16 protein-coding genes and 1 pseudogene are annotated in these 24,216 nt (G+C 66.3%); 4 read left to right on the top strand and 13 right to left on the bottom strand.

The window, feature by feature from the left end; genetic code table 11:
- Positions 1–16 precede the first annotated feature (16 nt).
- The 3 genes from O7608_RS10595 to O7608_RS10585 form a co-directional block, all read right to left on the bottom strand.
- Positions 17–2,227, bottom strand: coding sequence for a hypothetical protein (locus O7608_RS10595; RefSeq protein ID WP_289209781.1), 2,211 nt, complete (start codon positions 2,225–2,227; stop codon positions 17–19).
- A complete protein-coding gene (locus O7608_RS10590) occupies positions 2,224–2,553 on the bottom strand; it encodes a DivIVA domain-containing protein (RefSeq protein ID WP_421361473.1) in 330 nt (109 codons plus the stop codon). Before O7608_RS10590 ends, O7608_RS10595 begins: the two co-directional genes overlap by 4 nt.
- 294 nt (positions 2,554–2,847) lie before the next feature.
- Positions 2,848–3,066, bottom strand: coding sequence for a hypothetical protein (locus tag O7608_RS10585; protein ID WP_289209779.1), 219 nt, complete (start codon positions 3,064–3,066; stop codon positions 2,848–2,850).
- Positions 3,067–3,207: 141 nt separating this feature from the next.
- On the opposite strand from O7608_RS10585, the gene O7608_RS10580 reads away from it, so the two are divergent.
- Positions 3,208–3,396 (top strand): hypothetical protein, encoded by a 189-nt coding sequence (locus O7608_RS10580; RefSeq protein WP_289209778.1) that lies wholly within the window; start codon positions 3,208–3,210, stop codon positions 3,394–3,396.
- Between the two features lie 156 nt (positions 3,397–3,552).
- Positions 3,553–4,692: an NsdA family TPR-like regulatory protein gene (locus tag O7608_RS10575; RefSeq protein WP_289209777.1), complete on the top strand. Its 1,140-nt coding sequence runs from the start codon at positions 3,553–3,555 to the stop codon at positions 4,690–4,692.
- Here O7608_RS10575 and O7608_RS10570 read toward each other — a convergent pair.
- The 6 genes from O7608_RS10570 to O7608_RS10545 form a co-directional block, all read right to left on the bottom strand.
- A complete protein-coding gene (locus tag O7608_RS10570) occupies positions 4,689–5,309 on the bottom strand; it encodes an NUDIX hydrolase (RefSeq protein WP_289209776.1) in 621 nt (206 codons plus the stop codon). The genes O7608_RS10575 and O7608_RS10570 overlap by 4 nt on opposite strands.
- A gap of 735 nt (positions 5,310–6,044) precedes the next feature.
- On the bottom strand, positions 6,045–6,980 hold the full coding sequence (locus tag O7608_RS10565) for an RHS repeat-associated core domain-containing protein (RefSeq protein ID WP_289209775.1): 936 nt from the start codon (positions 6,978–6,980) through the stop codon (positions 6,045–6,047).
- A gap of 84 nt (positions 6,981–7,064) precedes the next feature.
- Entirely contained in the window at positions 7,065–7,250 is a 186-nt protein-coding gene (locus O7608_RS10560) for a hypothetical protein (RefSeq protein ID WP_289209774.1), read from the bottom strand.
- 6 nt (positions 7,251–7,256) lie between these two features.
- A complete protein-coding gene (locus tag O7608_RS10555) occupies positions 7,257–8,780 on the bottom strand; it encodes an RHS repeat-associated core domain-containing protein (protein ID WP_289209773.1) in 1,524 nt (507 codons plus the stop codon).
- 69 nt (positions 8,781–8,849) lie between these two features.
- Complete coding sequence (locus O7608_RS10550) at positions 8,850–9,221, bottom strand: hypothetical protein (protein ID WP_289209772.1); 372 nt, start codon at positions 9,219–9,221, stop codon at positions 8,850–8,852.
- 81 nt (positions 9,222–9,302) lie between these two features.
- Positions 9,303–15,536, bottom strand: a complete 6,234-nt coding sequence (locus tag O7608_RS10545) for a DNRLRE domain-containing protein (protein ID WP_289209771.1) — start codon at positions 15,534–15,536, stop codon at positions 9,303–9,305.
- A 314-nt stretch (positions 15,537–15,850) separates the two neighbouring features.
- On the opposite strand from O7608_RS10545, the pseudogene O7608_RS32145 reads away from it, so the two are divergent.
- A pseudogene (locus tag O7608_RS32145) lies at positions 15,851–16,225 on the top strand (NsdA family TPR-like regulatory protein); the annotation flags it as partial.
- Here O7608_RS32145 and O7608_RS10540 read toward each other — a convergent pair.
- From O7608_RS10540 to O7608_RS10530, 3 genes are all read right to left on the bottom strand, one after another.
- Positions 16,179–18,584, bottom strand: a complete 2,406-nt coding sequence (locus O7608_RS10540) for a hypothetical protein (protein ID WP_289209770.1) — start codon at positions 18,582–18,584, stop codon at positions 16,179–16,181. The pseudogene O7608_RS32145 and the gene O7608_RS10540 overlap by 47 nt on opposite strands.
- A 375-nt stretch (positions 18,585–18,959) precedes the next feature.
- Complete coding sequence (locus tag O7608_RS10535; protein WP_289209769.1) at positions 18,960–19,550, bottom strand: DUF4276 family protein; 591 nt, start codon at positions 19,548–19,550, stop codon at positions 18,960–18,962.
- 16 nt (positions 19,551–19,566) lie between these two features.
- Entirely contained in the window at positions 19,567–20,757 is a 1,191-nt protein-coding gene (locus tag O7608_RS10530) for an AAA family ATPase (RefSeq protein WP_289209768.1), read from the bottom strand.
- A gap of 382 nt (positions 20,758–21,139) precedes the next feature.
- On the opposite strand from O7608_RS10530, the gene O7608_RS10525 reads away from it, so the two are divergent.
- Positions 21,140–23,020 (top strand): S8 family serine peptidase, encoded by a 1,881-nt coding sequence (locus tag O7608_RS10525; RefSeq protein WP_289209767.1) that lies wholly within the window; start codon positions 21,140–21,142, stop codon positions 23,018–23,020.
- 102 nt (positions 23,021–23,122) lie between these two features.
- Here O7608_RS10525 and O7608_RS10520 read toward each other — a convergent pair whose 3' ends face one another.
- Positions 23,123–24,169: an NAD-dependent epimerase/dehydratase family protein gene (locus tag O7608_RS10520; protein ID WP_289209766.1), complete on the bottom strand. Its 1,047-nt coding sequence runs from the start codon at positions 24,167–24,169 to the stop codon at positions 23,123–23,125.
- Positions 24,170–24,216: the final 47 nt, after the last annotated feature.

The raw sequence follows: 24,216 nt of genomic DNA, 5'->3' as shown, positions 1-24,216 counted from the left end.
CAGCGGGCAGGGGGCGTCAGGTTGCGGGTGGGTGCAGGCGTAGGGCGGTGACGGCGGCCCGCAGGTCGGCCGCGGTGACGAGACAACGGGTGTTTTCCGGACCTTCGCGTACGTGCACCGCGCAGTGGGACGCGGCGAGCACGACGATCACCGTCTCGCCGGCGTAGTGCGCCGCGAGCAGCGACAACAACGGCACCAGTCCGTCGTCCGGTTCAGCGTCGTCGACAGCAGGACCACCGTAGACCGCAGGCGTCGGCGCGGATTGCGGTACGGCGATCGGGGTGCCCGGCTCGGCCGGCACCGCCGCGTTGGTGTCGACCGACAGATACTCGACGGCACGGGCCAACGCCTGCCCGATCGTGCGCCGGTCCGGGTACGCCTTGAGACCGAAAGCCGCGCCGGACGCGCCGGCCGCACCGGGCGGGGCGAAGTAGGCACCCCACGACACCCCCTGCACCTGGTACGGCGTACCGGCGTTGTGCCGGTGGTCGGCGACGGTGACGACCAGGGCGAGCCCAAGCCCGTGGGCGAGGGCGAGCACCCGCGCCAGCGACGGCGCGTCGGGCTCGGCGGCGTACAGCAGCAGCCGGCCGCCGGGGTGGCCGTTGGCGACGTCGGCCAGGTACGCGGTGAGCGGGTCCTGCCCAGGGTGGTCGAGGGTGGTCCAGCCGTGCCACAGCTCCTCGGGGTAGACGCGGGCGTGGTCGTCGAGCGGCGTGAGCTGCGCCAGGCTGACCGGCTGTCCGCGTACGGCCAGACCACCGAGGTGTGCGGGGAGCCGGTACGGCGGTGGCACCTGGTGGATGGGTTTACCGCCGGGCTGGCTGCCGATCTGCGGTGCCACGGCGGAGCCGGCGGCGGGCACGGCCCAGTTGAGGTGCCGCGCCCAGTGCTGCCCGTCGGTGACGGTGACGACGACGCCGTGCCGGATCTGGGCGGTGTCGCCGCAGCTGAAGCAGCGCAGCAGGCCGGAGCCGTGCCGGCCGCTGAGCCCGGCACCGCCGCAGTGGCGGCACTGCGGGTCGGCGGTGGCGGCACCGATGGTGCAGATGCAGCGGCGCAGCCCCTGCTCGGGTACGCAGTACGGGCACGGTTCGTACGGGATCGCCGGCCCCTGCCAGCTGGGCGGCGGCGGTTGCCACGAGCGGGCGAGCTTGTCGACCGTACGGCGGCGAATCTGACCGGTCTGACCTTCGGTGAGTTCCTCGACGACGGCGACCACCCGCAGGCTGGTGTGCCACCAGCGTCCGTCGCGCCAGATGGCCTGCGCGCCCGGGGTCGGCGCGCCGGTGACGAGGGTGGTGCAGTCGGCGATCATGCGGCGTTCGAGCTGGTCGAGGTCGAGTTTCGGCGGTCCGATCGGCAGGCCGCCGCGCTCGTTGGGGTGCAGGAAGTGGGCGGGGGCGTCGCGGCTGCGGTCGGCGAGGCCGGCGGCCAGGCCGGTGAGGTCGGCGGCGGCGATCGCCGCGTCGAGGGTGTCGGCGCCGGCGATGCTGCCGGCGAAGGTGTCGCCGACGTCGGTGTCGGGCAGTTCGAGGCGCAGCTGCCAGCGGTGGCGGCCGTCGCCGTACGGGTCTGGTCGGGTTTCGACGACCAGGTCGAGGCAGAGCAGTTCGGCGAGGGCGCAGAGTTCGCCGAGGTGGCGGGCCGGTTCGGGGCGCGGCGGCCGGGTGGTGCGGCCGAGCCAGACCCGCCACGGGTACGTGGCACGCTCGGCGATCGCGGCGGCTTCCAGGGCGTGCCGTCGCGCGGCGGGCAGGTCGGGCCGCCACTCGTGGGGCAGGCTGAGGCTGCCGGCGTAGATGACGCGGTCGGGGGCGTCCGGTTCGTAGAGGTGCGCGGCGTCGACCCGGCCGGCCAGGTCGGTGACGACGGCGTCGAGGTCGAGCAGCCAGTCACCGTCGCGGCGTACCGGGTCGAGCGCGCCGGGCACGACGGTGACGGAGGCGACGGCGGCGGTGTCGACGTTGGCGACGGTCAGCACCAGTTGGGCGCGGCGGCGGCCGAGCCCGCCGCAGGACAGGCAGGTCGTGCAGGTCGCGCCGGTGCCGCCGCAGACCTGACAATCGCGGTACGCCGACCCGCCCGGGGGTGCGCTCGACCGGTCGTCGTCGACGATGAGCGTGTCGCCGTACCAGGTGCAGCTGCACCGGTGGGAGGTGACGCCACCGCCGTCGCAGCTGGTGCAGTCGACGACGGTGGCGTCACTGTCGTTCTGGTCGGTCACCGGGCGGCACCCGCCCTGTAGTGGACGGCGGCCTGACCGATCGTGGCCTGCTGGGCTGCGGCCTGCTGGGCGGCGGTGTGGTTGGCGGCGGCCTGGCTGATCATGGCCTGGGTGGTCTGCCAGCGGCGCAGTGCCTCCTTGATCCGGTTGTTCTGCTCCCAGGTGCGGTCCAGCTCGGCGTACAGGATCCCGAGGTCGTGGGCGACGCGGTCGAGGAACGCGCTGACGTCGGCCGGGTCGAGGCCGCGGGTCGCGACGCCGGCCGGGCGGAACCGCTGGTTGCGCACCTGCCAGGGCCGGATCGGCCGGTACGCCGCCGAGCGCATGTTGGTGCCGGGCACCCGGTGCACGCCGGGGCTGCTGCCGGCCGGCCACTGGCTGGGCGGGGTCGACGCCATCCGTCGGCGTCCCCAGCGGACCCGGATTCGTTGCCACATCCTGCGCATCATCGATGCTCCTCCCCTGCTGCGTGTGCTGATGTGCCTACTGGATGGGGGTGGCCCGGCCCCTTGCCGACTCGGGCAGGGCCACCCCCGCCCCGATCACCGCAGCCCTCCTTGGCGGTACGGCGACCGGGGCAGATCATGGGTTGCGATTACGTGCGCTGTGTCAGTGCCGGGTCAGGCGCAGTCGCCCAGGTCGGGGCGCGGGCTGGTCGGTCCGGTCGCGCTCCAAGCAGCGGTACGGGTGCCGAAGCGGCTGCTCGGGTCGTCGTCAGCGGACCGGTCGTCGGGCACGGGCACGGGCGCGGGTACAGGTGCGTCGTCTGGCAGTCCTCCGGGGCCACTGCCCGGGTCTCGCCAGTCCGACCCGCACTCCCGCCACCGGTCGTCGTCCATCTGGGTCATGGTGGGGCTCGCCTCCCATCAGTTGGTGATGCTCGCTCGTGGATTCAGCGTATGATTAGACATTCGTCGACGCAGATGTAAGGGCTGTCAAGTTGACGGGGTTGACGCCCGTCAAGTCCTTAACTTCTCCGCATGCGGTTGGCTGCCATGGCGGAGATACAACAAATGCTCGGCGGGATCTCGCGTCAGCGTGCATCCGAGATCGTCAAACGGCCCACCTTCCCTGCACCCCTGGATTCCCTGACCACCGGGCGTATCTGGTCCCGCGAGGCGGTTGCCGAGTGGATCATGCAGCATCGCCCTTCCCAACTCGACGATTAGCTTTCGATCTTGTGGCCGACCAACGCTGTCTGTCGTCATCGACTAAACCGGCTCAGCACCGCAAGAGGACAGACCACAATGGTTAACTCCTCCCTGTTAACCCCTGTCGTTCCCGGTCCAGGTGAGGCATCATGAGCGTGACCGGACGGAGGCGGGATGAACGCGCTCAAGGCAGCACGCGAGTCGCGCGGATGGTCGCAGGCACGGCTCGTTCATGAAATCGCTCGGCGGCGCGCCGCCGCTGGCGCAGCTACGGCCACGCGGGCAAGCCTCAAGGTCTACGTTTCCGAGTGGGAGAACGGTCGACGGTCGGTCAGCGACGAGTATCGCGCGGTCCTGCGAGCGATTTTCGGGCTGACCGACGCCGAGCTGTTCGGACCGACCGCAACGCCAGGCGAGACGCTGGACAACGCGTACTCCGAGTTGGCCAAGCGCATCGAGGCGTCCAAGTCGGTCGACGTCGGGTTGGTCGGCGTGCTGACGCAGCAGACCGAGCTCTTTCGCTCCATCGATCGCCAGATGGGCGCTCCCACGCTCGGCGATCAGATGCGCACCCACGTCGAGACGCTGGAGAATGCCCTGGCGTACTCCGTACTGCCGGCTGCGCGACGGCCCGTCGCGCGGGCGCTCGCCGGTGCCGCGACGCTGGCCGGCTGGCAGGCGCTCGACGTCGGCGCGGTCGACCGCGCCTGGCGCTGCTACGAGTTGGCGCGACGAGCAGCGGTCGAAGCCGCGAGCCCAGCACTGGTCGCGCACGCCATGGGCGAACAGGCGTACGTCCTGGTCGATGCCGGAAAGCCGGAGCTTGCCCGCGCGCTGATCCTGGAGGCGTTGGCCGTGGCCGAGCGGAAGGCCCCCGCCCGGCTGCTGGCTTGGCTGCATGCCGCCCACGCCGAGTTCGCCGCGATGCTGTCGGACGCACCGGCAACCCACGCCGCACTCGACCGGGCCGCCGCGACACTGCCGAGCGGTGCGGAAATGCGAGACGAGGAGGTCGCCGGAATCTTCCTCAACGAGGCCCACCTGACCCGCTGGCGCGGTAACGCCCATGCCCTACTGGGTGAAGGCGCAGCGGTCGAAGACCTGCATGCCGCCCTCGCCGCGATGGACGGCACCTTCACTCGCGCCGAGGCCGGTCTCCGGATCGGTCTCGCTCATGCCCACCTGGCCAGCGGCGACCTGCGCGAAGCCGAGCAGGAAGCACGACGTGCGCGGGCGCTGGCCAGCCGGACCGGATCGCTGAGGAACCAGCGACGCCTCAACCAACTGATGACCCGAATCACCGCAGTTGTCTAGCCCTTTGGTACGCCGAACGCCAGCACGTGTAGCAGTCCGACGATCGAGCCGGAGCCGAGGATCTCGTTCCGGTCCAGCAGCCCTCGGATACTGGCGAGTGGCACCCACGCGACCTCGCCGGCTTCGTCAGATGCCGCTGGCCGGTTGATGAACGTCGCCCCCTCGGCGTAGTAGACGTCGTGCGGCGAATCGATCATGCCGACCATCGGCTGATACGAGATCAGGTGCCGCATGGTCGTCGGCCGCCAGCCGGTTTCCTCCTCGACCTCGCGGGCCACGGCTACCGCCGGGCTCTCGCCGTCGTCGACGATGCCACCGGGAAGCTCCCAGCCCCACTGGTCCGACACGAATCGGTGCCGCCACAGCATCAGCACCTGGTCCCGATCGTCGACAACGACGCCGATCGCAGCCCGAAACAGCCGTACGACGTGATGCTCGAACCGCTCGCCGCCGGGCGGCTGGACGTCGACCAGGTCAAGGCTGACCCACGGCCGCCGCTCATACACGGTCCGCGCCCCGAACACCTGCCAGCGATGGGCATCGGACTGCTCGGGGCTGGTGCCGTCGTCGGTCCGACCCCACAGCAGCCCATCGGCTCCACCCGTCGCATCGCCCATACCGGCCAGCCTATCGACGCAGCCGTTCACACCAGCCATGCGCCCGATCCGCAACAAGGACGTCGAACGTTGGACCTCACACGGCCATATCCATGTAGGGGAATGAACTGCACCGTCCGAAGTAGCCATGGAGAGGATGCGAACTCATGTCCAACCCCGGAAAGTCTGGGCGTAGCCCGCCGCAACATCGTCAAGGCGCCGTTCGTGCTCGCCGCACTCGGAGCACCCAGCCGGAACTGGCTGCGCACCGCCCTCGACCGAGTGATCCCCACTACCTTGGCGACTGCCATTGGCGGCGATACTGAATCTCCTCCACAAGAGCCCGGGCTGGGACGTGCCGACGGATCACGTCGATCAGCGATCGATGACACGCGCGAGCGTGGTCCTTGTCAGTATCATGCGGTCTTAGCAACTCTATGATCACCTTTGGGCCGCACCAGTCCCACGTCACCTTTCAATCAGGCAACGAGATCGCGCATGCCCAGGTCAGAGACACCTCATTCAACTACACAAGGCCCTGGCACCATGGCCGATCTCATTCAGCCGATGGCGGTCGCCTCCGTTTTCGCACCAGGACGGAAACCTCGTGAAGAAATAGATATAGAACCAGTATCATTGTCGGCACTGCACCCCATGCGCGCCACGAGCCTTCAATGATGATTTCTGGAAGCAGGCAAGCCCCCAGCAGGAGCATCACACCAGTTGTGATCACCCCACTCTTCGAGTTCTCGCGTTTCACCATCGCCAATTCCTCCTATATTTCCTCATCGGGCACGAGGTTCGCGACATCCCTCGAGTCAAGTTGTAAAGCGACCCACATATTACATTCTGCGCTTTCGCGCGATTGTCATGCGTGGAATCCCTCCAGAAACGACCGGCAGTTTTTGCATTATCCCAGTCGCCGCCAAAATACGCCTGGAAGGCAGCCTTTCCAATTCCCGAAGATGCTTTCCTTGCACAATTCTGCCATCCCGACCTGCAGTTTTTCCACTTCGCCTTCGTGAATCTCTTCTTTGCCTTCCAGGAAGCCTTTCCGAACTTATAGGCGAACCGGGCGCCCTTATATGCAGCACCACCGGGAACGACCCAGGCAGCTAGAGAAACATGAGCATGGATCGTCTCGCGGTGACTGCCGGACGGACGACAGGACGAGGTTATTACCCATTTCCAGGTTCGACAATTACGTCCGTCCAAATCGAATGAATTCACCGGGTCGCCACACACGTACTCGTAGGCATTGCAACTGCCGCCATACACAGGGTCGACGGTGAGGAAGCGTCCGGCGGTCGTGTTGTAGAGGCGGACGCCCATCAGGATCAGGCCGGTGGCGGGGTCGGTGGCGCGTTGTTTCGCGCCCAGCCAGCCGTAGCGTTCGCTGCCGATGGCGTCGGGGTTACGGGGGGTGCCGTACTCGCTGGCATCCGTGGTGGCCGACAGACCGGCATCGTCGGGGAGGATGGTGGCGACCATGTCGCCGTGCAGGTTGGCCAACCGCCACGTCACCTGCCCGTTGTCGCTGTTCCAGATACCACCCATCCCCGACACACCGGCCACGATCCGCGTCCAGGTGTCGACGTTCTCCTGGGTCCAGGCCGGGTTGTCCCCGTCGTCGTCGTAGTAATGCACCGTCGTCACCGGCGTGCCGTCAGCGGTGTCGGTGAACGACCGCACCCGCTCCCCGGTGACATCCAAGGCGTAGTCGACCGTGCGACCGCCTAACAGACCGTGCCGTCGATGGTCATCCAACCCAGATGTTCAGTTCCGCTCTGTGCCGATGAGTGTGACAAGCCAGAGCGGCACGCTGCAAACCAGTCCAATCCAGATCACGGTCTCCCAGGCAATAATCTCGAATTCGGCCAGCACTATACATATCACCCAAACAACAAGACCGAACAGGAAGATGGCCCACTTGAGTTTTCTTTCAACTCTCAAATCCGTCACCCTCGATCATCGATGCGCACACCTAACTTCCATAAAGGTTACATGCGCCGCAAAAGGAATCCCTGCAATAGAGAATCCGGCCACAAAGCTAGCAACTGTTATATACGAACGCGTCCGCGCCCCCCTACTGCAATACCAGTTTTCGTAACGCTTAGCGCCAGCCCGAGTGCGGCGGTAGTGATGCGGGCTTCCATGTGCGCACCTGAACCGCCGACACTCACCCGATTTCCAGGAAACCTTCACGCCGAATTTGGCGCGTTGATAGTAGCTACGCACTCGGGACTTGGCCTTTTTATATACTCGACAATGCCACCGAAACCTCTTGCATGAACGTTTGCCGTCGAGGTCTTCCTTGTTGATCGGGTCGGCGCAAGTGTACTCGTAGGCGTTGCAGCTGCCGCCGTACACAGGGTCGGTGGTGAGGAAGCGTCCGGTGGTGGTGTTGTAGAGACGTACGCCCATCAAGATCAGCCCGGTCGCGGGGTCGGCGGCGCGTTGCTTCGCGCCCAACCAGCCGTACCGTTCGCCACCGATCGCGTCCGGGTTGCGTGGGGTGCCGTACTCACTGGCGTCGGTGGTGGCGGACAGACCCGCGTCGTCGGGCAGGATGGTGGCGACCAGGTCGCCGTGCAGGTTGGCCAGGCGCCACGTCACCTGCCCGTTGTCGCTGTTCCAGATGCCGCCCATGCCGGAGACGCCAGACACGATCCGGGTGTAGGTGTCGACGTTCTCCTGCGTCCAGGCGGGGTTGTCGCCGTCGTCGTCGTAGTGATGCACCGTCGTCACCGGCGTGCCGTCAGCATCGTCGGTGAACGACCGAATGCGTTCGCCGGTGACATCCAAGGCGTAGTCGACCGTCCGACCTGCCTGGGTGATCGTGTCGACGAGGTCGGTGACGTGGTAGCCGAGCGTGGCGTCACCAGCCGTCGGGGTGGCGGTGTCCGCCGCCGGCACCGTCGTCGTACGCCCGAGCGCGTCATAGACCGTACCAGCGGTGGTGATCCGGTCGGCCGCGTCGTAGGAGCGGGTGACGGTGGAGGCGGCGGTGCCGGTCTGGCAGGCACCGTCACCAGCGGGGGCGTACTCGACCAGGCTCGTGCGGTTGCTGCTGGCCGAGAAGGCGTAGCTGCGGGTCGTGCACTGGCCGCCGATGGTGTCCTCGACCGTCGTCAACCGACCCGACGCGTCGTAGGAGTAGGTCTGCTCGGCCAGGGTGGAGGCGTGCTGCCGCCACTGGCCGTGCACCGACTCCGCCACCGACCCACTGTAGAGAGTGCAATCCGACGCACCACAACCCGGCCGGTCATAGGTGATACCGACACTCGTCCCCGTCTCGTCGTACTCATGGGCGACCGTGATCCCCGACGGCCAGCTCTCCGTGACCAGGTTGCCGTCGACGTCGTACCCGCCGGTAAACACCCCGGCCTGGGTGTCGTCGACCGACGTCAGCAGACCACGCCGCTCGCTGCCGCCGTCGTAGGTGTAGGTCCGGGTCGCCTTACCATCCGAACTCGTCGCCGTCCGCCCCAACAGGTCGTACGTCGTCGTCGACACGTTACCGTCCACATCGGTGTACGACGTCTGCCGACCCAACAAACGTTAGTACCGCTTGCCAAGCCTCGCCTTCATCCACGTCTCATGGAAGTCCTTCACTGAGATTCTAGATTCAGTTAATGCGGGAATATCAGGAAGATCGCCCAGCTGGTCCCACTTAGCCGGCAGTGCGCTTCCCGCACCCCGCAACATTCGAAGCGAGGTTGAGCCAAAGCACTCAACAAGAAGCAGCTCGGAACCCTCGACCCCTTCCATTATCCGCAACCCAGCTGGATCGAAATTGTCGGGAACAGTTTGACAGACCAACAGCTCAAGCGCCCAAACAATGAGCCGGACTCGTTTACCCTCCATGTCCAAGCAGACATACTCGGGGTCATGGTCGTCAACATACTCCGCCGTCGTCTCGATGGCTTCCACGTCGTGGAGCATATCCGACCCAACATCGACTTCCGAATAACGGAGCGGAAAGCGCGGGAGCACGCTAGGAGACTGCATTATCTACCATCCACCTTCCCACGGACGGTGCTTACCAATTCCCGGACGCCGGTGATAGTGCGGCCGATACTTACCCTTCACGCGATGATAGTGCACACCAAATTTCCTCGTTCCCTTGTACCGCAGATCGCAGCCGAACCCACCGACGTTGGGGAATCGGTGGCAGCGGATCGACGTGTTCCGAATGAAGTTGCGCGTCCCGGTCCAGGATCTCTTGGCCCTACTCCAGGCTTTCCGACCAGCCCACTTCGCACCACGCCAGGCCTGTTTGCCAGTCCACACCGCTGCCCGTTTGCACCAATTCCGACCGAGTTTGCAGGCTGCTGCCGCTCCGCGTATCACCAGGCTGACCCATTTGCCGTCGAGGTCTTCCTTGTTGAGCGGGTCGGCGCAAGTGTACTCGTAGGCGTTGCAACTGCCGCCGTACACAGGGTCGACGGTGAGGAAGCGTCCGGTGGTCGTGTTGTAGAGACGCACCCCCATCAGGATCAGCCCGGTGGCGGGGTCGCTGGCGCGTTGCTTCGCGCCCAGCCAGCCGTACCGTTCACCGCCTATCGCGTCAGGGTTGCGAGGAGTCCCGTACTCGCTGGCATCCGTGGTCGCCGACAGCCCGGCGTCGTCGGGGAGGATGGTGGCGACCAGGTCGCCGTGCAGGTTGGCCAGGCGCCACGTCACCTGCCCGTTGTCACTGCTCCAGATGCCGCCCATGCCGGAGACGCCAGACACGATCCGGGTCCAGGTGTCGACGTTCTCCTGCGTCCAGGCCGGGTTGTCGCCGTCGTCGTCGTAGTGATGCACCGTCGTCACCGGCGTGCCGTCAGCATCGTCGGTGAACGACCGAATGCGTTCGCCGGTGACATCCAAGGCGTAGTCGACCGTCCGACCTGCCTGGGTGATCGTGTCGACGAGGTCGGTGACGTGGTAGCCGAGCGTGGCGTCACCAGCCGTCGGGGTGGCGGTGTCCGCCGCCGGCACCGTCGTCGTACGCCCGAGCGCGTCATAGACCGTACCAGCGGTGGTGATCCGGTCGGCCGCGTCGTAGGAGCGGGTGACGGTGGAGGCGGCGGTGCCGGTCTGGCAGGCACCGTCACCAGCGGGGGCGTACTCGACCAGGCTCGTGCGGTTGCTGCTGGCCGAGAAGGCGTAGCTGCGGGTCGTGCACTGGCCGCCGATAGTGTCCTCGACCGTCGTCAACCGACCCGACGCGTCGTAGGTGTAGGTCTGCTCGGCCAGGGTCGACGCGTGCTGCCGCCACTGACCATGCACCGACTCCGCCACCGACCCACTGTAGAGAGTGCAATCCGAAGCACCACAACCCGGCCGGACATAGGTGATACCGACACTCGTCCCGGTCTCGTCATACTCATGGGCGACCGTAATCCCCGACGGCCACGTCTCCGACGTCAGATTGCCCTCGACATCGTAGCCGCCGGTGAACACCCCGGCCTGCGTGTCGTCGACCGACGTCAGCAAACCACGCCGCTCGGTGCCGCCATCGTAGGTGTAGGTCCGGGTCGCCTTACCATCCGAACTCGTCGCCGTCCGCCCCAACAGGTCGTACGTCGTGGTCGACACGTTGCCGTCCGAGTCGGTGTACGACGTCTGCCGGCCCAACATGTCGAAGGTACGGATCACCTCGGCCGTGACAGTCCCACCCACGATCGACTGGGTCCGCAGGTGCCGACCGGTGGCAGCCTCGTACACGTTGCGGGTGACCGGCACCGCCGCACCCAGCCCGGGCGCGGTGCTGACCGCCACCTCGTGCATCCGACCAGCGACGTCGTAGCTGGTGGTCGTGGTGCGCAGGGTGCCGGCGCTGGTCTTCTCCACCACCGTACGCGGCTGGTTGAACATGTCGTACGTAGTGACCGTGACCGGCAGCTCCGGCCCGGATCCGGCCTGCCCGCCGGGCTCGATCCGGCACGGCAGGTTCGCCCACTCCGGCCGCAGATCACACTCGCTGTGCCCGGAGCCGCTGGTGGCCCGGTAGTACACCGTCCGCCGGGTCGATGGTGTCGTGGTCGACGTGCCTCCCGCTGGGGCGGTCGTAGTCACTTCGAGACCGGTGATCGGGTCGTACGTGGTGCGGGTAGCGAGGGCCAGGCCGGCTGGGTCGACGGTCGCCACCGTCGGCTGCCGCAACCCCCAGTCGTACGCCGTCGTCGTGGTGCGGATGTCGGAATCGGTGGCCACCCCGGCGGTGTTCCACCAGCGGACCATCACCTCGGCCGTGGTGACCAGGTTGTACGGCCCGCCGGTGGTCGGCGCACCCTGGTCATAGGTGTTGCGGGTGTGCTGACGCCCGCGCACCACCGTGCCGTCCGGCAGCATCACATCGTGCTCCGGCTCCAAGGTGCTGATCAGCCGCTGCCCGTCGTCGGAATAGATGTTCAAAGTCGAACGCGCGAACGCGAGCGCGGTCTCCGCCGCCGAGTCGTCCGAGCCGCTGGCGTCAAGTGCCCGCTGGCGGTTACCCGCACTCAACGTACGGGTGGTGTTGCCCCACTGGTCGAACCAGGTGGCGCTGATCCCGCCGCCCGGCACCGCGACGTTGGTCTCGCGGGCGTTGGCGTCCATGTAGGTGACGGTCGCCCGCTCGTACGACGACGGCAGCACCCCGGTCGACGGGCTACCCGACGGCACCTCGCTGGCCGGGAACACCGCCGTCGCGTCGGTCGGCGCTTCGACCTGGCCCCACCGCACCGTCTGCGAGAACGACAGGTCGTACGGCGCGCCCGTGCCGGAGGTCGGTACCTTGTAGACGACGGTGGTGGTCGCCGTACCGGCCGACAGCGCCGACCGGGACACCTGGTGCAGCCGGCCCAGACCTGGGTCGCCCGGCAGTGTCGTATAGGTCAGCTGCCACGGCTCCTCCGCGGTAGGCTGCACCGACGCCAGCACCCCATCGAGGTTGTACGAGTACGTCTCCCACAGGTGGTGCGTCGTCGTGCCGTCGACGTAGTCGAGGCGGGGATCCCAGACCGCCCGCAGCCGTCCGGCGTTGTCGTAGGCGTAGCCGGCGACCGCGATCGTGCGCATCGCCGGGGTCGACAGGTCCGGGTCCCACGCGGTGAACGACACTTGCCGTACCCGTCCGAGGTAGTCGCCCCACCCCGCCTCGGTGGTCCCGGTAGCGGTCGTCGATGTGGCGTAGGTGAACGTCAACGCCCGGCAGCCCCGGATCAGCGTCGTGCAGGCCACCCCGTCGGCGACCGGCGCAAGCATCCTGGTCGGCCGGACGATCTCCGTACCGCCGATCGTCACACGCTCCCAGCTGATCGTCGTGGTCTGGCTCGACCCCGGCACCGTCACCGCCGTCGGGAAGTACTTCCCGGCCGCGCTGCCCGAGACCCGGGTGAACGTCACCAGGTTGCCGTCCTCGTCGGTCAGGCTGTACGAATCCGGCCCCGACGCGTACGTCAGCCGTAGGAACTCCATTCCCGGCTCCGAGTCGAAGTCGGTCGCGGTCCGCTTGGTGAAGCCGAGCGTGTCACCTTCGGGCAGGCCCACCTGCACCAACGAGCCGTACACCGTCAGCGACGTGTAAGGCGACTCCGACTCCTCGACGAGGACACCCGACACCCAGCCCGGTCCGAACATGTTCGCCGAATCGGTCGCCGTCGCCCGGCGCGAGTTGTACGACCGAGTCACCGTCAGATCTGTGCCATACGAGCCCACCGACACGTCCGTGTCCGACAGGCTGTAGTTGCCGGTGATCAGGTTGACCGAACCCGGTCCGATGCTGAAGGAAGCCGCGGTCGCCTGGTCCCGGTCAAAGGTGAACGTCACCGCGCTCGACGTGCCGCCCGTGCCGCCGACGAACACCCCACGTAGCTGCAGCGGGCCGTTGCGGGCGATCGACTGCGCGTCCACGGCGGCGAGGGTCGCCTCCACGTCCCAGTTGAGCTTCGGGAACGCCCCTCCACCGGTCGTCGCCACCGGCCATGACGTCACGGCACCGCCCGCCGCGAGGGACACATGCCCGGTCGGGATGTTGACCCAGGTGTCGGTGTCCGCGCGCCGCCACTGGTACGTCACGCCGGTCGCCGCCGTCTGGCCGACACCGGTGATCGCCGTCTTGGCCGCTGCGATGTCACCAGCCTTCGGCCCGGTCACGGCGCCGCTGCCCACGTTGAAGGTGTAGCTGCGGATCGCCGACTGGTTCCCTGCCCGGTCTCGTGAGCGCACGTACAGCGTCTGTGGGCCGTCCTGCGTCGGCGTGATCGACACCGACGCACCGCCGCCGAGGCTGGCCGCGTTCACCGACTGGTTCGGCGGGTTGGCGTTCAACCCGTACTCGTAGGCCGCCACGTCCGCGACCCCCGACGCACCGAACGTGAAAGCCCCGGCCGTACCGACACCACCGGCCCACTGTCCCGACGGGTACGTCGTCGACGACACCGTCGGCATCGCCGACGGGGCGACGGTGTCGATGTAGAAGTAGCACCACGACGTCCACGGTCCGTTTGACGTGCTGTCCGAGCCGCGCGCCCGCCACGAGTACGGATTGCCCTCAGCGAACGCGCCCGACGGCACCACCGTCGCCAACCACGAACCGGACGCGCCAGGGCCGACGGTGGTTGCGCCGATCGGTGCCGAGGTCGCCGGCACCCACCACTCGAACCGTGTCGTCACCTGCGAACCCTCGGTGTCGGTGACCTGTGCCCGTAGCTGTGGCGTCTTCGTGTTGATATAGGGCGCGCCCGACGTCGACGTGTGACACGGGACGGACGGGACCGTCGCCCTCGCCGTCACCGTCGGCGGAACCTGGTACACCAACGTCACGTACGGATCTTTGGTGTTCTCGACCGAGTGAAACCGCTTCCAACTCAGGTTGTCCGTCTCCGACGTCGCCTGCAGCCCGATGTTGACTGTCGTCTGCGTGGTAAATGCCGCGAGATCGGCGAACGCGGTCGTCACCGGTACGCTCACCCAGCCGTCACCGCAGGAGCTGTTGTAGCCCTTGGTCTGCGACGACGTCCCAACGACCTTGATCCATGTCGGCTGGTTCGTCCACCGTGCCGTGTAGTCGACATAGCTGGTCGACCATGCCTGCCACTGGCGTGCCTCACACGACCACGAGTGATAGTTCCACAGGTAGAGGTTGGCCGACTGCACCTGCTTGCCCTGCAACCAGGCCAGGTTGCGGAAGCTGAGGAACGATCGCGCCTTGTTGGTACCGCCGTCGTACGTCCCCAGCTTGAGTTCGTTTACCGTCGACTGGTCTGTCGTGTAGCCGTTCTGCACGAACGCGTCATAGTTGGGATTCAGCGTCACCGACGGATCGATCGTCACCGGGAACACCGTCCCCGGGTCGGACAGCCACTCCATCGACGGCGTCAGCTCAAACTCCGTGTCGCCACCGCGACGGGTACTCACCCGTACGTCGACCGGAGCCTTACGTACCTGCTCGCCGGACTGCTCATGCACCTGGGCGTCCCACATCACCGGCGCTGGCACCACGCCGACCCGGTCGCCATCGTCACCCAAGACCTCCCACCCGCCAAGACCGTCCTCAGCCACCGCCAGACCCGTACCCCGCAGCGTCAAGGGCACCTCGCCGACCTGCTCCACCGCGCCCCGGTTCTTCACGATGAGGAACTGTTGGAAGCCGGTCCGGGTCGATTCCACCACCAGATCGACACCAGGACGCACCTCCTGGTACGTCGCCCGCGTCCCCGACACCACTGGAGCCGGCAGGCGGCCGGACCAGCCCAACGCGAGGCGGTCCTCACCGAGTCCAAGCGAGAGCAGGTCGTGCTCGCCGTCGTCGGCGGCACCCGACAGCCGGAGATCGTTGGGGTGTGCGCGCGCCGCCACCGAGCCGTCCGGCTGCGGCGCCAGAGTGAAGTCAACCGGCCGCCATCCGCCCTCGCCGTCAGGCAACCGCACCGGCCCCAGGTGTGCCTCCACCTCGACCTGACCATCAGGCAACGCCCAGAACTCCGACGTCTCCGACGTCAACCCGGTAATCCTCACCCGCTTGCCGGTCATTCGCGCCGTCACCAAGGCCGCCGCTTCGTCCGGCCGCTCCAGCTCACCGGCCGGCTCGTCAACGGTCTGTTCCTCACCAGCGGGAGCGGCCACCGCCGACTTCCTGACCGCCCAGTCAGCCAGCGTCACCACGAGGATCGCGGTCAGAAGGTACGTAACCCATCTAGCGAGCCGCCCGCCGACCAACCCGAGACGAACAACCAGCCGACCACTTCGATTGAAGCCAGCGCTGACCGAGTCCACAGTGCCTCCCCCGTTGCCGCCACCGTGACATCGATGGCAAGCAGACCCTAAGGGTTGCTAACGGAGACAACAAGACCCGCCACCAAGAGTTAACTCTACAACGGACACCGCTGGCAGATGCACATTAAGTAAGACAATCGACTGATTGACGTCATCCTGCAGACAGGCAGGTATGCACAAGGCGGACACCCAGCGGGCACTCTACGCCCACCTGCTCGGCCAACCCCGCGAAGCACTGATGCTCGCCCGCGCCGGCCGCTGCCGTAGCCAAGGCCGAACACACCTTCGCCCAGGTCGACCACGACGACGAACCCGTCTGGGCCAGATTCATCGACACCCCATACCTGTACGGCGAAGCCGCCCACTGCTTCCGCGACCTCCGACAGCCCGACGACACCGAACGCTTCGCCACCGCATCCGCCGAAGCCGCACGCCAGCAGGGCCGCGCCCGCCGCGCCGCTCTCAGCCACGCCGCCCTGGCCACCGCCGACCTCGACCGCGCAGACGTCGAAGCCGCCGCCACCCGCGCCACCCACGTCGTCGAACTGGCCGCCACCGTCAACTCTTCCCGCACAATCGGGACCGTCCGAGACCTGCAACACCGCCTGAAGCCGTACGCCACCCTCCCCGAGGTACGCCACTTCACCACCCGCGCCACCGAACTCCTCGGCCTCGCCGCCAGGCAATAGCACCCGGAGTAACACGAAGCCGCAGAGCAAGATATTTCGACCGACTCACCTCAGTCCAAACTGATCCAAGCTTGGCATCCACAAGCTCCTTAAGATCGTCTTCCGACAAACCCCGAAGCCTCAAATTGAATTCGATCGTGAATGCAGTTGCAACCTCGCCCCATAACGCAATTCTCGCTCGAACCAGATCATGCCACCAACGCTCACGAACGCAACGCCCCGATCGATTTAGCCGCAGAAGCATAGCATGCAAATCATTGTTAATTTTATCAATCTTCTCAATTCCAGCCCCACAGGAACGAAACAGGGCATCCACGTAATCGACCTTTTTATCGACCCATGCGTTCACATCTTCCTCACTTGCGCCAGCAAGCCAGGAACTACTATCTTCTGCAAACTCCACAAGTAGGTCGGCGAACCCTGGACGGCGGCCATCTGGCGGATTGGACGATACGTCACTCGCCCAACAGCTTAGCTTGTCCGTAAGACGAAGCCTAGTCTGCCAATGTCGATGATCCCGACACAATCGTCTGAGATCTAGCCAAAGATCCCGCTCCCTATCCCAGATCGCAACGCGATCGGATGCAGAGGCGACAGCAGGTCCCTCCTTTTTCCAAAAACACTCCGACATGAGAGCAAGCTGCCGAACCATAGAAGCAGTTTGATAGACGTTCTCGAACTTCTGCACCTGAACTGGGATAGCAACCCGAGGACGCCGCTCCGGCAAGTACCGATCGGCGAAATCCCTAAATTCCTTGGTGCTACGGAGTGTCATAAGGTCCGGGTCTTCATACCTGAACCAAGACCTATAGTTGCGCAAAGACGACTTATCGATCTGCCCAGCAGCACGCTTCAGCCACCAAATTGATTGATCCACGAAGTAGCGTCGATGCCTTTCTTTGTCGGAGGCCGAGAGCTGAATGCCCTCCAAAAGTGAAAGGTGGATCGAAAAAAAGCAGGCTGCGTTGTAGGATTCAATCCAGATTTGCGGATGATCCTCTTTTGTTCTTCCCCGCAATTCTGCAAGCTCGACCGCAACACTCCTACCCGCTTCTGCAACCATTTGAACAGCCTCAGGAGAAATGCCAACAGCCACAGCTTCTCGACATCGGGTACTTTGGCGAATCAGCGCGAAACTAATTTTGCTCAGTCCCAGACACTCCGTGAAAACAGTCGACTTTCCCGAGCCCTGATCACAATTTTTGAAAATTGAGAGCAGAGCGTCGACTTGCTTCAGAGCGGCACAATACGAAAGCCGCTCCACCTCGATATGGGAGATCTGGCCGGTATAGCTTGTTACGTCGATACCCGAGAGCATATAGAGGTCGGGCAGCAAGCGCTCAGACAAACGGGCCCTCTCAATTCCGCGACCACATACTGGAATCTCCTTACCTAGAACCGTATTAAGATTGCCAGATTTTGCCCACTGCTCAGCCAATATAGAGCCAGAGCTAAGCAGGATCAGTCGACGATACTCGGCAATTGCAAGTACTAGATTGTATGTGCGCTCCTCAAATTGTCTGCTGATTCCAAGATCGTATTGTTTCTTGCCGAGATTGGCGAGCAGGTCCTTCGCAATCAAGGCGACGTCGTTGTATACAACTAGGGCATCAATCCAAAGACCAAGCTTCAGAAGCGTCGCGGCCACATCGAGACGAATATATAGGTTCTTCGAATCGAACTGCAAAGCGTAATAGAACTTTCCAAGCGCCTCATCGTATCGCCTATCGTTCATCAAATCCTTCCCTCGCAGGTATGCTATGATTGCAGGAACATACTCGTCACCCCTTAGCCAGTCTGGCCAAATCTGACGCTCGGGATCCATTCTTCTCTGTGAAGTCGCTATATCTGGAAGAACTTTCACCATCGCAGCTATGGCAGCATCTTCTACGCCAACCCGCCAGTCATCGCAGATGAAGTTCTCGGGTGCAGAACTAACAGCCTTCATAAGTCCATGACGCACCTCAAGGTTAAGGGTTACCAGGAAGCCGTCCGCCGCCTCTCGGCGAACGGCGACCGTTGCGGTGTGGGCGAACTGCGGATAACACGCATGGGCTAGGCGCGCAAAAACTGCAAATTTAGTCGCCGGCGCGACTTCAGCAAGCGCCTCGAGCACTGGATCAGAGCTACCGCTGCCCGGAAGCGCGTTAGCATGGTAAAGTTTCGCCGTTACCAGCTTATGAACGAATCGATCCCTCAAGCTTTCAGCGGTGAGGCCATCGACCTCTGCATCCTCAGTAATCCTGACTCTCACCGGCCCAGGCTTCGCCACCAACCAGCGGTACCTGAAACCCTGAACGGTTACCGCTATCAGCGCCAGCAAGATAGCCGTTCCAGAAATCAGCAAGGTGTCGACCACCAAAGGTACCGCCCGGTCCTCACCACTTCTATTCAGGTCGGATTTGATACGACTAGCCCATAGGCAGAACATCAAGCCAGTAGCAACCACAGAAGCAACGAGCATCAATATTGGAGACTTATATCTTTTAATTCTTCCGGAAGCTCGAATAGTGGACACCATTTCCCCTCGCTCCAATATCGCTACAAGGTGTCACTTCAGACACTTCTCCTGACACGATCCTCCGTACCACGAAACCGGAGCCTCAAACCTTCCAGGCGAGGCAGGCACACAACTCGTTAGTGCGACGAACTCTGGCCGGCTACTAGATCGAACGCCTGCTACGTCCACGGTGAAGAACGCCGACAGTTTCGAACACTGAAGCTGGCGACCAGGTCAGGCGATCAGCATGGTCAGGTCGCGCCATAGTTTGTCGAACGACGGGGAGTGCTCGCGGGCCATCGCCAGGTCGAAGGCGGCGGCCAGTGCCGCCTGGTCGCTCGCCGGTTTGTAGCTGCGGCCGTCGACCCGGTTGGCACTCAGCCAGCCCTTGCAGTCCCGAGGCACCTCCGGGTCGGCCGGCCGGTGCAACGGATCCGCCAGCCCACGCTCGCCGGCCAGTGACGGTGCCGCCGCCAGGAACCACGCCTCAAACTCCCGGTTGGCGATCACAGCGGCGCTCTTTACGTCCGACCTGGTCCGGCGGGCCCGCTCGACGAGCGCCGGGCCGAGCTTCGCGGGGCAGTCGTCGTCGGCGTCGACCACCATCAGAATGCCGGCGGACGGGCCGACCTGCTCCACCAGGGTGGCAACCGCGTTCTCCACTCCCCCGGCATGTAGCAACCTCCCCCGGGCCACCCGGTGCGGGCGCGGCAAGTCGACGTACAGCTGGGGGTTGACTTGCTCCGCCAGTCGGCGCAACAGCACCGGCATCGCGGCGACCTCGCCCTGACCCTCGACCACCGTGGCGATGCGGACCAGGGTCATGCGCCTCGCTCCTTCGTCAATGTTCCGGCGCTGGATAGCCCACCTGGGCGGGCAGCATCTGCCCACTGCGGTGCAGTTCGCTGAGGGTCATCAGCTCTTTGTCCACGATGGCGCGGCCAGCGGAGTCGATCTCTCCGACGTACGTTACGCCGTCCACATTAGCGACCGCACGAACGTGTTCCAGTTTCACGTATTCGTTGTCCAACAGCTCGGAGCTTTGGCTGGTCACGATCACCTGGGTGCGCTGCGCGGCGTCGTCCAACGCCTCGTACAGCGCGCCCACCCCGGCGGGGTGCAGCGCCGTCTCCGGCTCCTCGATGCCGATCAACGGAATCCGTCCGGTGAACGCCGCCGGCTGGAACAGCGCCGTCAGCACCCCGGCCGCGAGCAGTGTCCCCTCCGACAGCGACTCCCGCAGGAAGACTTCCTCGCCGTCACCTGCCCCGGCCCGGAACCGGGCCTGCACCGTCGAGTAGCGCCCCTCGACCCGCTCGTTCACCCCGAGCGCGTTCGGCACCAGCGCCCCGAGGTAGCTGTCCAGCCGTTCCTTGCCGATCGGGTCCTCCCGACCCAGCGCACCCAGGACCGAGCCGAGGAAGTGGCCGGTCGGGCCGAGTTGCCCACCGGGCAGCAGCTGCTTGTCCAGCGCCCGCAGCGCATTCGAGTGCAGCTCGTAGAAGGCCATCGCCCGCAGCCGGGTCTCCAGCACCCCTTGCGGGTCGTCCTCCCGGATCACCGACGCCGGCAGCCGCAACCGCATGCTCCGGTCCGTGCCCGGGTCCAGCGGCAACCGCAGGTCACCGTCGGGCAGCCCGATCGTCGCGGCCTCACCGCGCACCAGCAGCGGTAGTTCGCCCTGCGGGTCCTGCGCGACCTCGAAGCCGTACGTCGCCGGGATCGGCTCCTGCCCGGCCTGCCGGGGCGGCAACGCCAGGTCGAGCCGGATCTCGAACGACTCCACGGTGCCGCCCGGCCCTCGGTGCAGCAGCGCGCCGAGTCCGCCCCGGTCGGCCACCGCGTGCGCCACCGAGCCGTTCACCGCATCCGCGACAAACCGCAGTACGTCGAGAAAGTTCGACTTGCCGGACGCGTTGAACCCCAGCAGTACGGTCAGCGGCCCGAGCGTCACGTCGCAGCCGGCGAGCGACCGGAAGCCGCGCACCCGCACTCGCCGGACGAACGGCACCGTCAGGTCAGGCGCGTTCATCGGCGGCTCCCTTCACAACCAACGTCGGTCCCGCACCGTCCGGTGGGTCACAGGTTCACACCTTCCGGTGCCGACCCTACCGGTGGTGCGGCCCCGGCCACCGGCGGCCGGGGCCGGGGCCGGCACGTCTCCGGGTCGGCTATTTGACAGGGTGAGGGCAATCACGCGCGGAGCTTCATTTTTCTATTTCGTTAACAGCTCCTGGCCACACCCGATTCTTAACAGAGTTTATTCATGTTGCAGAAGATCGAGGTATTGGCCGACGCCTGCGCCCGTGATCCAATTGCAGCCGACGGGGGTCGAGCGCTCCGTCCGGCCGCAGCGCCCGGTCACCCCGGCGACTGACCGCCCGGACACACGCCGTCACGTTCGCTGGCAGTCCATGCGTCACCGTGCCCAGGAGGGCAGCATCTCCATGTCCGCACAGCGCCGATACCGCATTTCTGCGGTAGCAACAGCCGCAATTACCGCCGCTTTCGTCGCACTCGGATCCACTCCCGCAACCGCCCAGCAGTCGACTCCACTCGCGCCGCTGCTGCCTGCCGAAACAGGCACGCCGAATGGCGGTTACATCGTCGTACTCAAGGACCGGCCGGTCGTCGGCGGCGCGGCCAACGAGCCCGCTGCCGTCGCTGAGCGCGCCGGCGGTCGGGAGATCCACCGGTACGCGCGGGTGCTGCGCGGCTTCTCCGCGAAGCTGGACGCCCGTGCCCTCGACACGGTGCGGGCCAACCCGAACGTGGCCTACATCCAGGCCGACTCGCGGGTGCTGGCCATCGAGTCCGCGCCCACCGGCGGCGGTGCCACCACCCAGCCCAACCCGCCGTCGTGGGGCCTGGACCGGGTCGACCAGCGGAACCTGCCGCTCGACCAGTCGTTCAGCTACGACACCGACGGCACCGGGACCACCGTCTACGTGCTGGACAGCGGGGTCCGGACCAGCCACACCGACTTCGGCACCCGGGCGCAGTTCGCCTACGACGCGGTCAACGACGGCAACAGCCCCGGTGACTGCCACGGCCACGGTACGCACGTCTCCGGCACCATCGGCGGGGCGACGTACGGCGTCGCCAAGGACGTCCAGATCCGCGACGTACGGGTGTTGGACTGCTTCAACTTCGGCAGCCAGTCGGACCTCATCGAAGGCCTGGACTGGGTGGCGGCGAACGCCGGGCCGCGGTCGGTGGCGAACATGAGCCTGCAGAACTACGGCACCCTGGTGAACACGGCCGTCGAGAACATGATCGACGCCGGGGTGTTCGCGGTCTTCGCGGCCGGCAACAACAACGGTGACGCCTGCAACAACAACCCACGGTCGCCGCGCGGCATCGTGGTGGGCGCGACCACCAGCTCCGACGCCCGGTGGTCCAGCTCCAACTTCGGCTCCTGCATCGACATCTTCGCCCCCGGCGCGAGCATCACCTCGGCCGGCAACTCCAGCGACACCGCCGTCGCCGCCGGCTGGTCCGGCACGTCGATGGCCGCGCCGCACGTCGCCGGCTGGGTGGCCCGCTACCTGGAGACCAACCCGACCGCGACCCTGGCGCAGGCCAAGACGGCCCTGGTGGGTGCCGCGACCACCAACGTGCTGACCGGCATCGGCGCCGGGTCGCCCAACCGGCTGCTGTACGCCGACCCGGGCGGCACGGTCACCGACACCGTCGCGCCGTCGATCCCCGGCACCCCGGTCGCCTCGGGCGTGACCTCGACCTCGGCCAGCCTGACCTGGACGGCGTCGACCGACAACGTCGCGGTGACCGGCTACGACATCCAGCGGTCCACCGGTGGCGGCAGCTTCACGCTGGTCGGCACCTCGACGACGAACTCGTACGCCGCGACCGGGCTGACCGCCGGCACGTCGTACCAGTTCCGGGTGCGGGCCAGGGACGCCGCCGGCAACGCGTCGGCGTACTCGTCGGCGGTCACCGTGAACACGCCGACGTCGTCGGGCTCCTGCAACGTCGAGTACGTCGTCTACCCCGGCGGTTCGACGTTCACCACCAACATCGTCATCACCAACACCGGCAGCAGCACGATCAACGGCTGGACGCTGGCCTTCACGCTGCCGTCCGGGCAGTCGTTCAGCAGCGGGTGGTCCGCCACCTACGGCACCAGCGGCCAGAACGTCACCGCGACCTCGCTGTCGTGGAACGCGACGCTCGTGCCGACCGGTACGGCGACCATCGGGTTCAGCGGCACCGGCTCCGGCACCCCCGAGCCGGCCGCGTTCACCCTGAACGGGGCCGCCTGCACCGTCTCCTGACGACAGGGGCCTGAGGTCCATCATCGAGGTGACGCCTACGCACCCTAAAACGTCCTCGAGACGTGCGTGGGCGTCACCTCGATCCGTGGGTTCCGTGTCCCGTCAGGTGTCCGGCCCGCGTCCCGTCAGGCTGGTCGCCATGGCGAGTACGGCCTCTTCGGCATCGCGGGGCCGCCAGTCCAGCAGCTGCCGCGCCTTGTCGGACGATGCCTGCCGGGGCGCTCCGAGCTCCGGCACCACGAACGCGGCCCGTGGGCTGAACCGGGCGGCGAGCCGGACCGCCCAGTCCGGCAGGGTCCGGGTCGGCATCTTGCCGGCCGCGTCCCCGAGACGGTCCCGCAGCAGGGCGGCGAGCTGCGGCAGCGACATGCCGCCAGCGCTGGCCAGGAACCGTTCCCCGGCGGCGGCCGGGTCGGTCATCGCCCGCAGGTGCAGGTCGGCGACGTCGCGGACGTCGACCACGTTGACCCACATCCGGGGAACCGCCCGCTGCCGACCGTCGAGCAGCTTGCCGACCAGGTCGGCCCAGAGGGAGGGCTGCGGGCCGAGCACCGGCCCGAACACCCCGACCGGGTTGACCACCGCCAGCTCCATACCCTCCCCACCGGGGCCGGCACCGGCGGTTTCGGCCACCGGGTCCCAGGCGGCGCGTTCGGCGTACAGCTTCGATTTCGCGTACGCCGACATCGTCTCGCCGCCGGCCGGGTCGCTCCAGTCTGCCTCGGTGAAGATCCGCTTGCCCGGTTGGCCGAACTTGACGGCGGCGAACGACGAGGTCAGCACCGTACGCCGGACCCCGGCGGCGCGGGCGGCGGCCAGCACCCGGCGGACGCCGTCACGGGCCGGCGCGATGACGTCCTCCTCCCGCCGCGGTTCGACCAGCGGCACCGGGGAGGCGACGTGCAGCACGTAGTCGCAGCCGGCGACCGCCGCCGGCCAGCCCTCGTCGGTCAGCAGGTCGGCGGTGGCGAAGCTGAGCGCCTCTCCCGGCTCGACCCCGCCGGCGGCGATCAACGCCCGTACGTCGGCCTGCCGGCCCGGCGTGCGGACGGTCGTGCGGACCCGGTAGCCGGCCTGCAGCAGATGCCGTACGCAGTGCGCGCCGATGAACCCGGATCCGCCGGTCACCAGCACCAGTTCGCCGCTCAATCCGGCCTCCCCGCCTCGATGAGGCGTCCACGGTAATACCTGTGGAG

The sequence above is a fragment of the Solwaraspora sp. WMMA2056 genome, assembly GCF_030345095.1.
Classification (GTDB): domain Bacteria; phylum Actinomycetota; class Actinomycetes; order Mycobacteriales; family Micromonosporaceae; genus Micromonospora_E.
This window is presented reverse-complemented; position numbering and strand designations above follow the sequence as displayed.

What these genes read in the sequence shown, in the direction of transcription:
- O7608_RS10590 (WP_421361473.1), bottom strand. Translation starts at nt 2,553, where the DNA reads ATGCGCTCGGCGGCGTACCGGCCGATCCGGCCCTGGCAGGTGCGCAAC.
- O7608_RS10585 (WP_289209779.1), bottom strand. Translation starts at nt 3,066, where the DNA reads ATGGACGACGACCGGTGGCGGGAGTGCGGGTCGGACTGGCGAGACCCG.
- O7608_RS10580 (WP_289209778.1), top strand. Translation starts at nt 3,208, where the DNA reads ATGCGGTTGGCTGCCATGGCGGAGATACAACAAATGCTCGGCGGGATC.
- O7608_RS10575 (WP_289209777.1), top strand. Translation starts at nt 3,553, where the DNA reads ATGAACGCGCTCAAGGCAGCACGCGAGTCGCGCGGATGGTCGCAGGCA.
- O7608_RS10570 (WP_289209776.1), bottom strand. Translation starts at nt 5,309, where the DNA reads ATGGGCGATGCGACGGGTGGAGCCGATGGGCTGCTGTGGGGTCGGACC.
- O7608_RS10535 (WP_289209769.1), bottom strand. Translation starts at nt 19,550, where the DNA reads ATGACCCTGGTCCGCATCGCCACGGTGGTCGAGGGTCAGGGCGAGGTC.
- O7608_RS10530 (WP_289209768.1), bottom strand. Translation starts at nt 20,757, where the DNA reads ATGAACGCGCCTGACCTGACGGTGCCGTTCGTCCGGCGAGTGCGGGTG.
- O7608_RS10525 (WP_289209767.1), top strand. Translation starts at nt 21,140, where the DNA reads ATGCGTCACCGTGCCCAGGAGGGCAGCATCTCCATGTCCGCACAGCGC.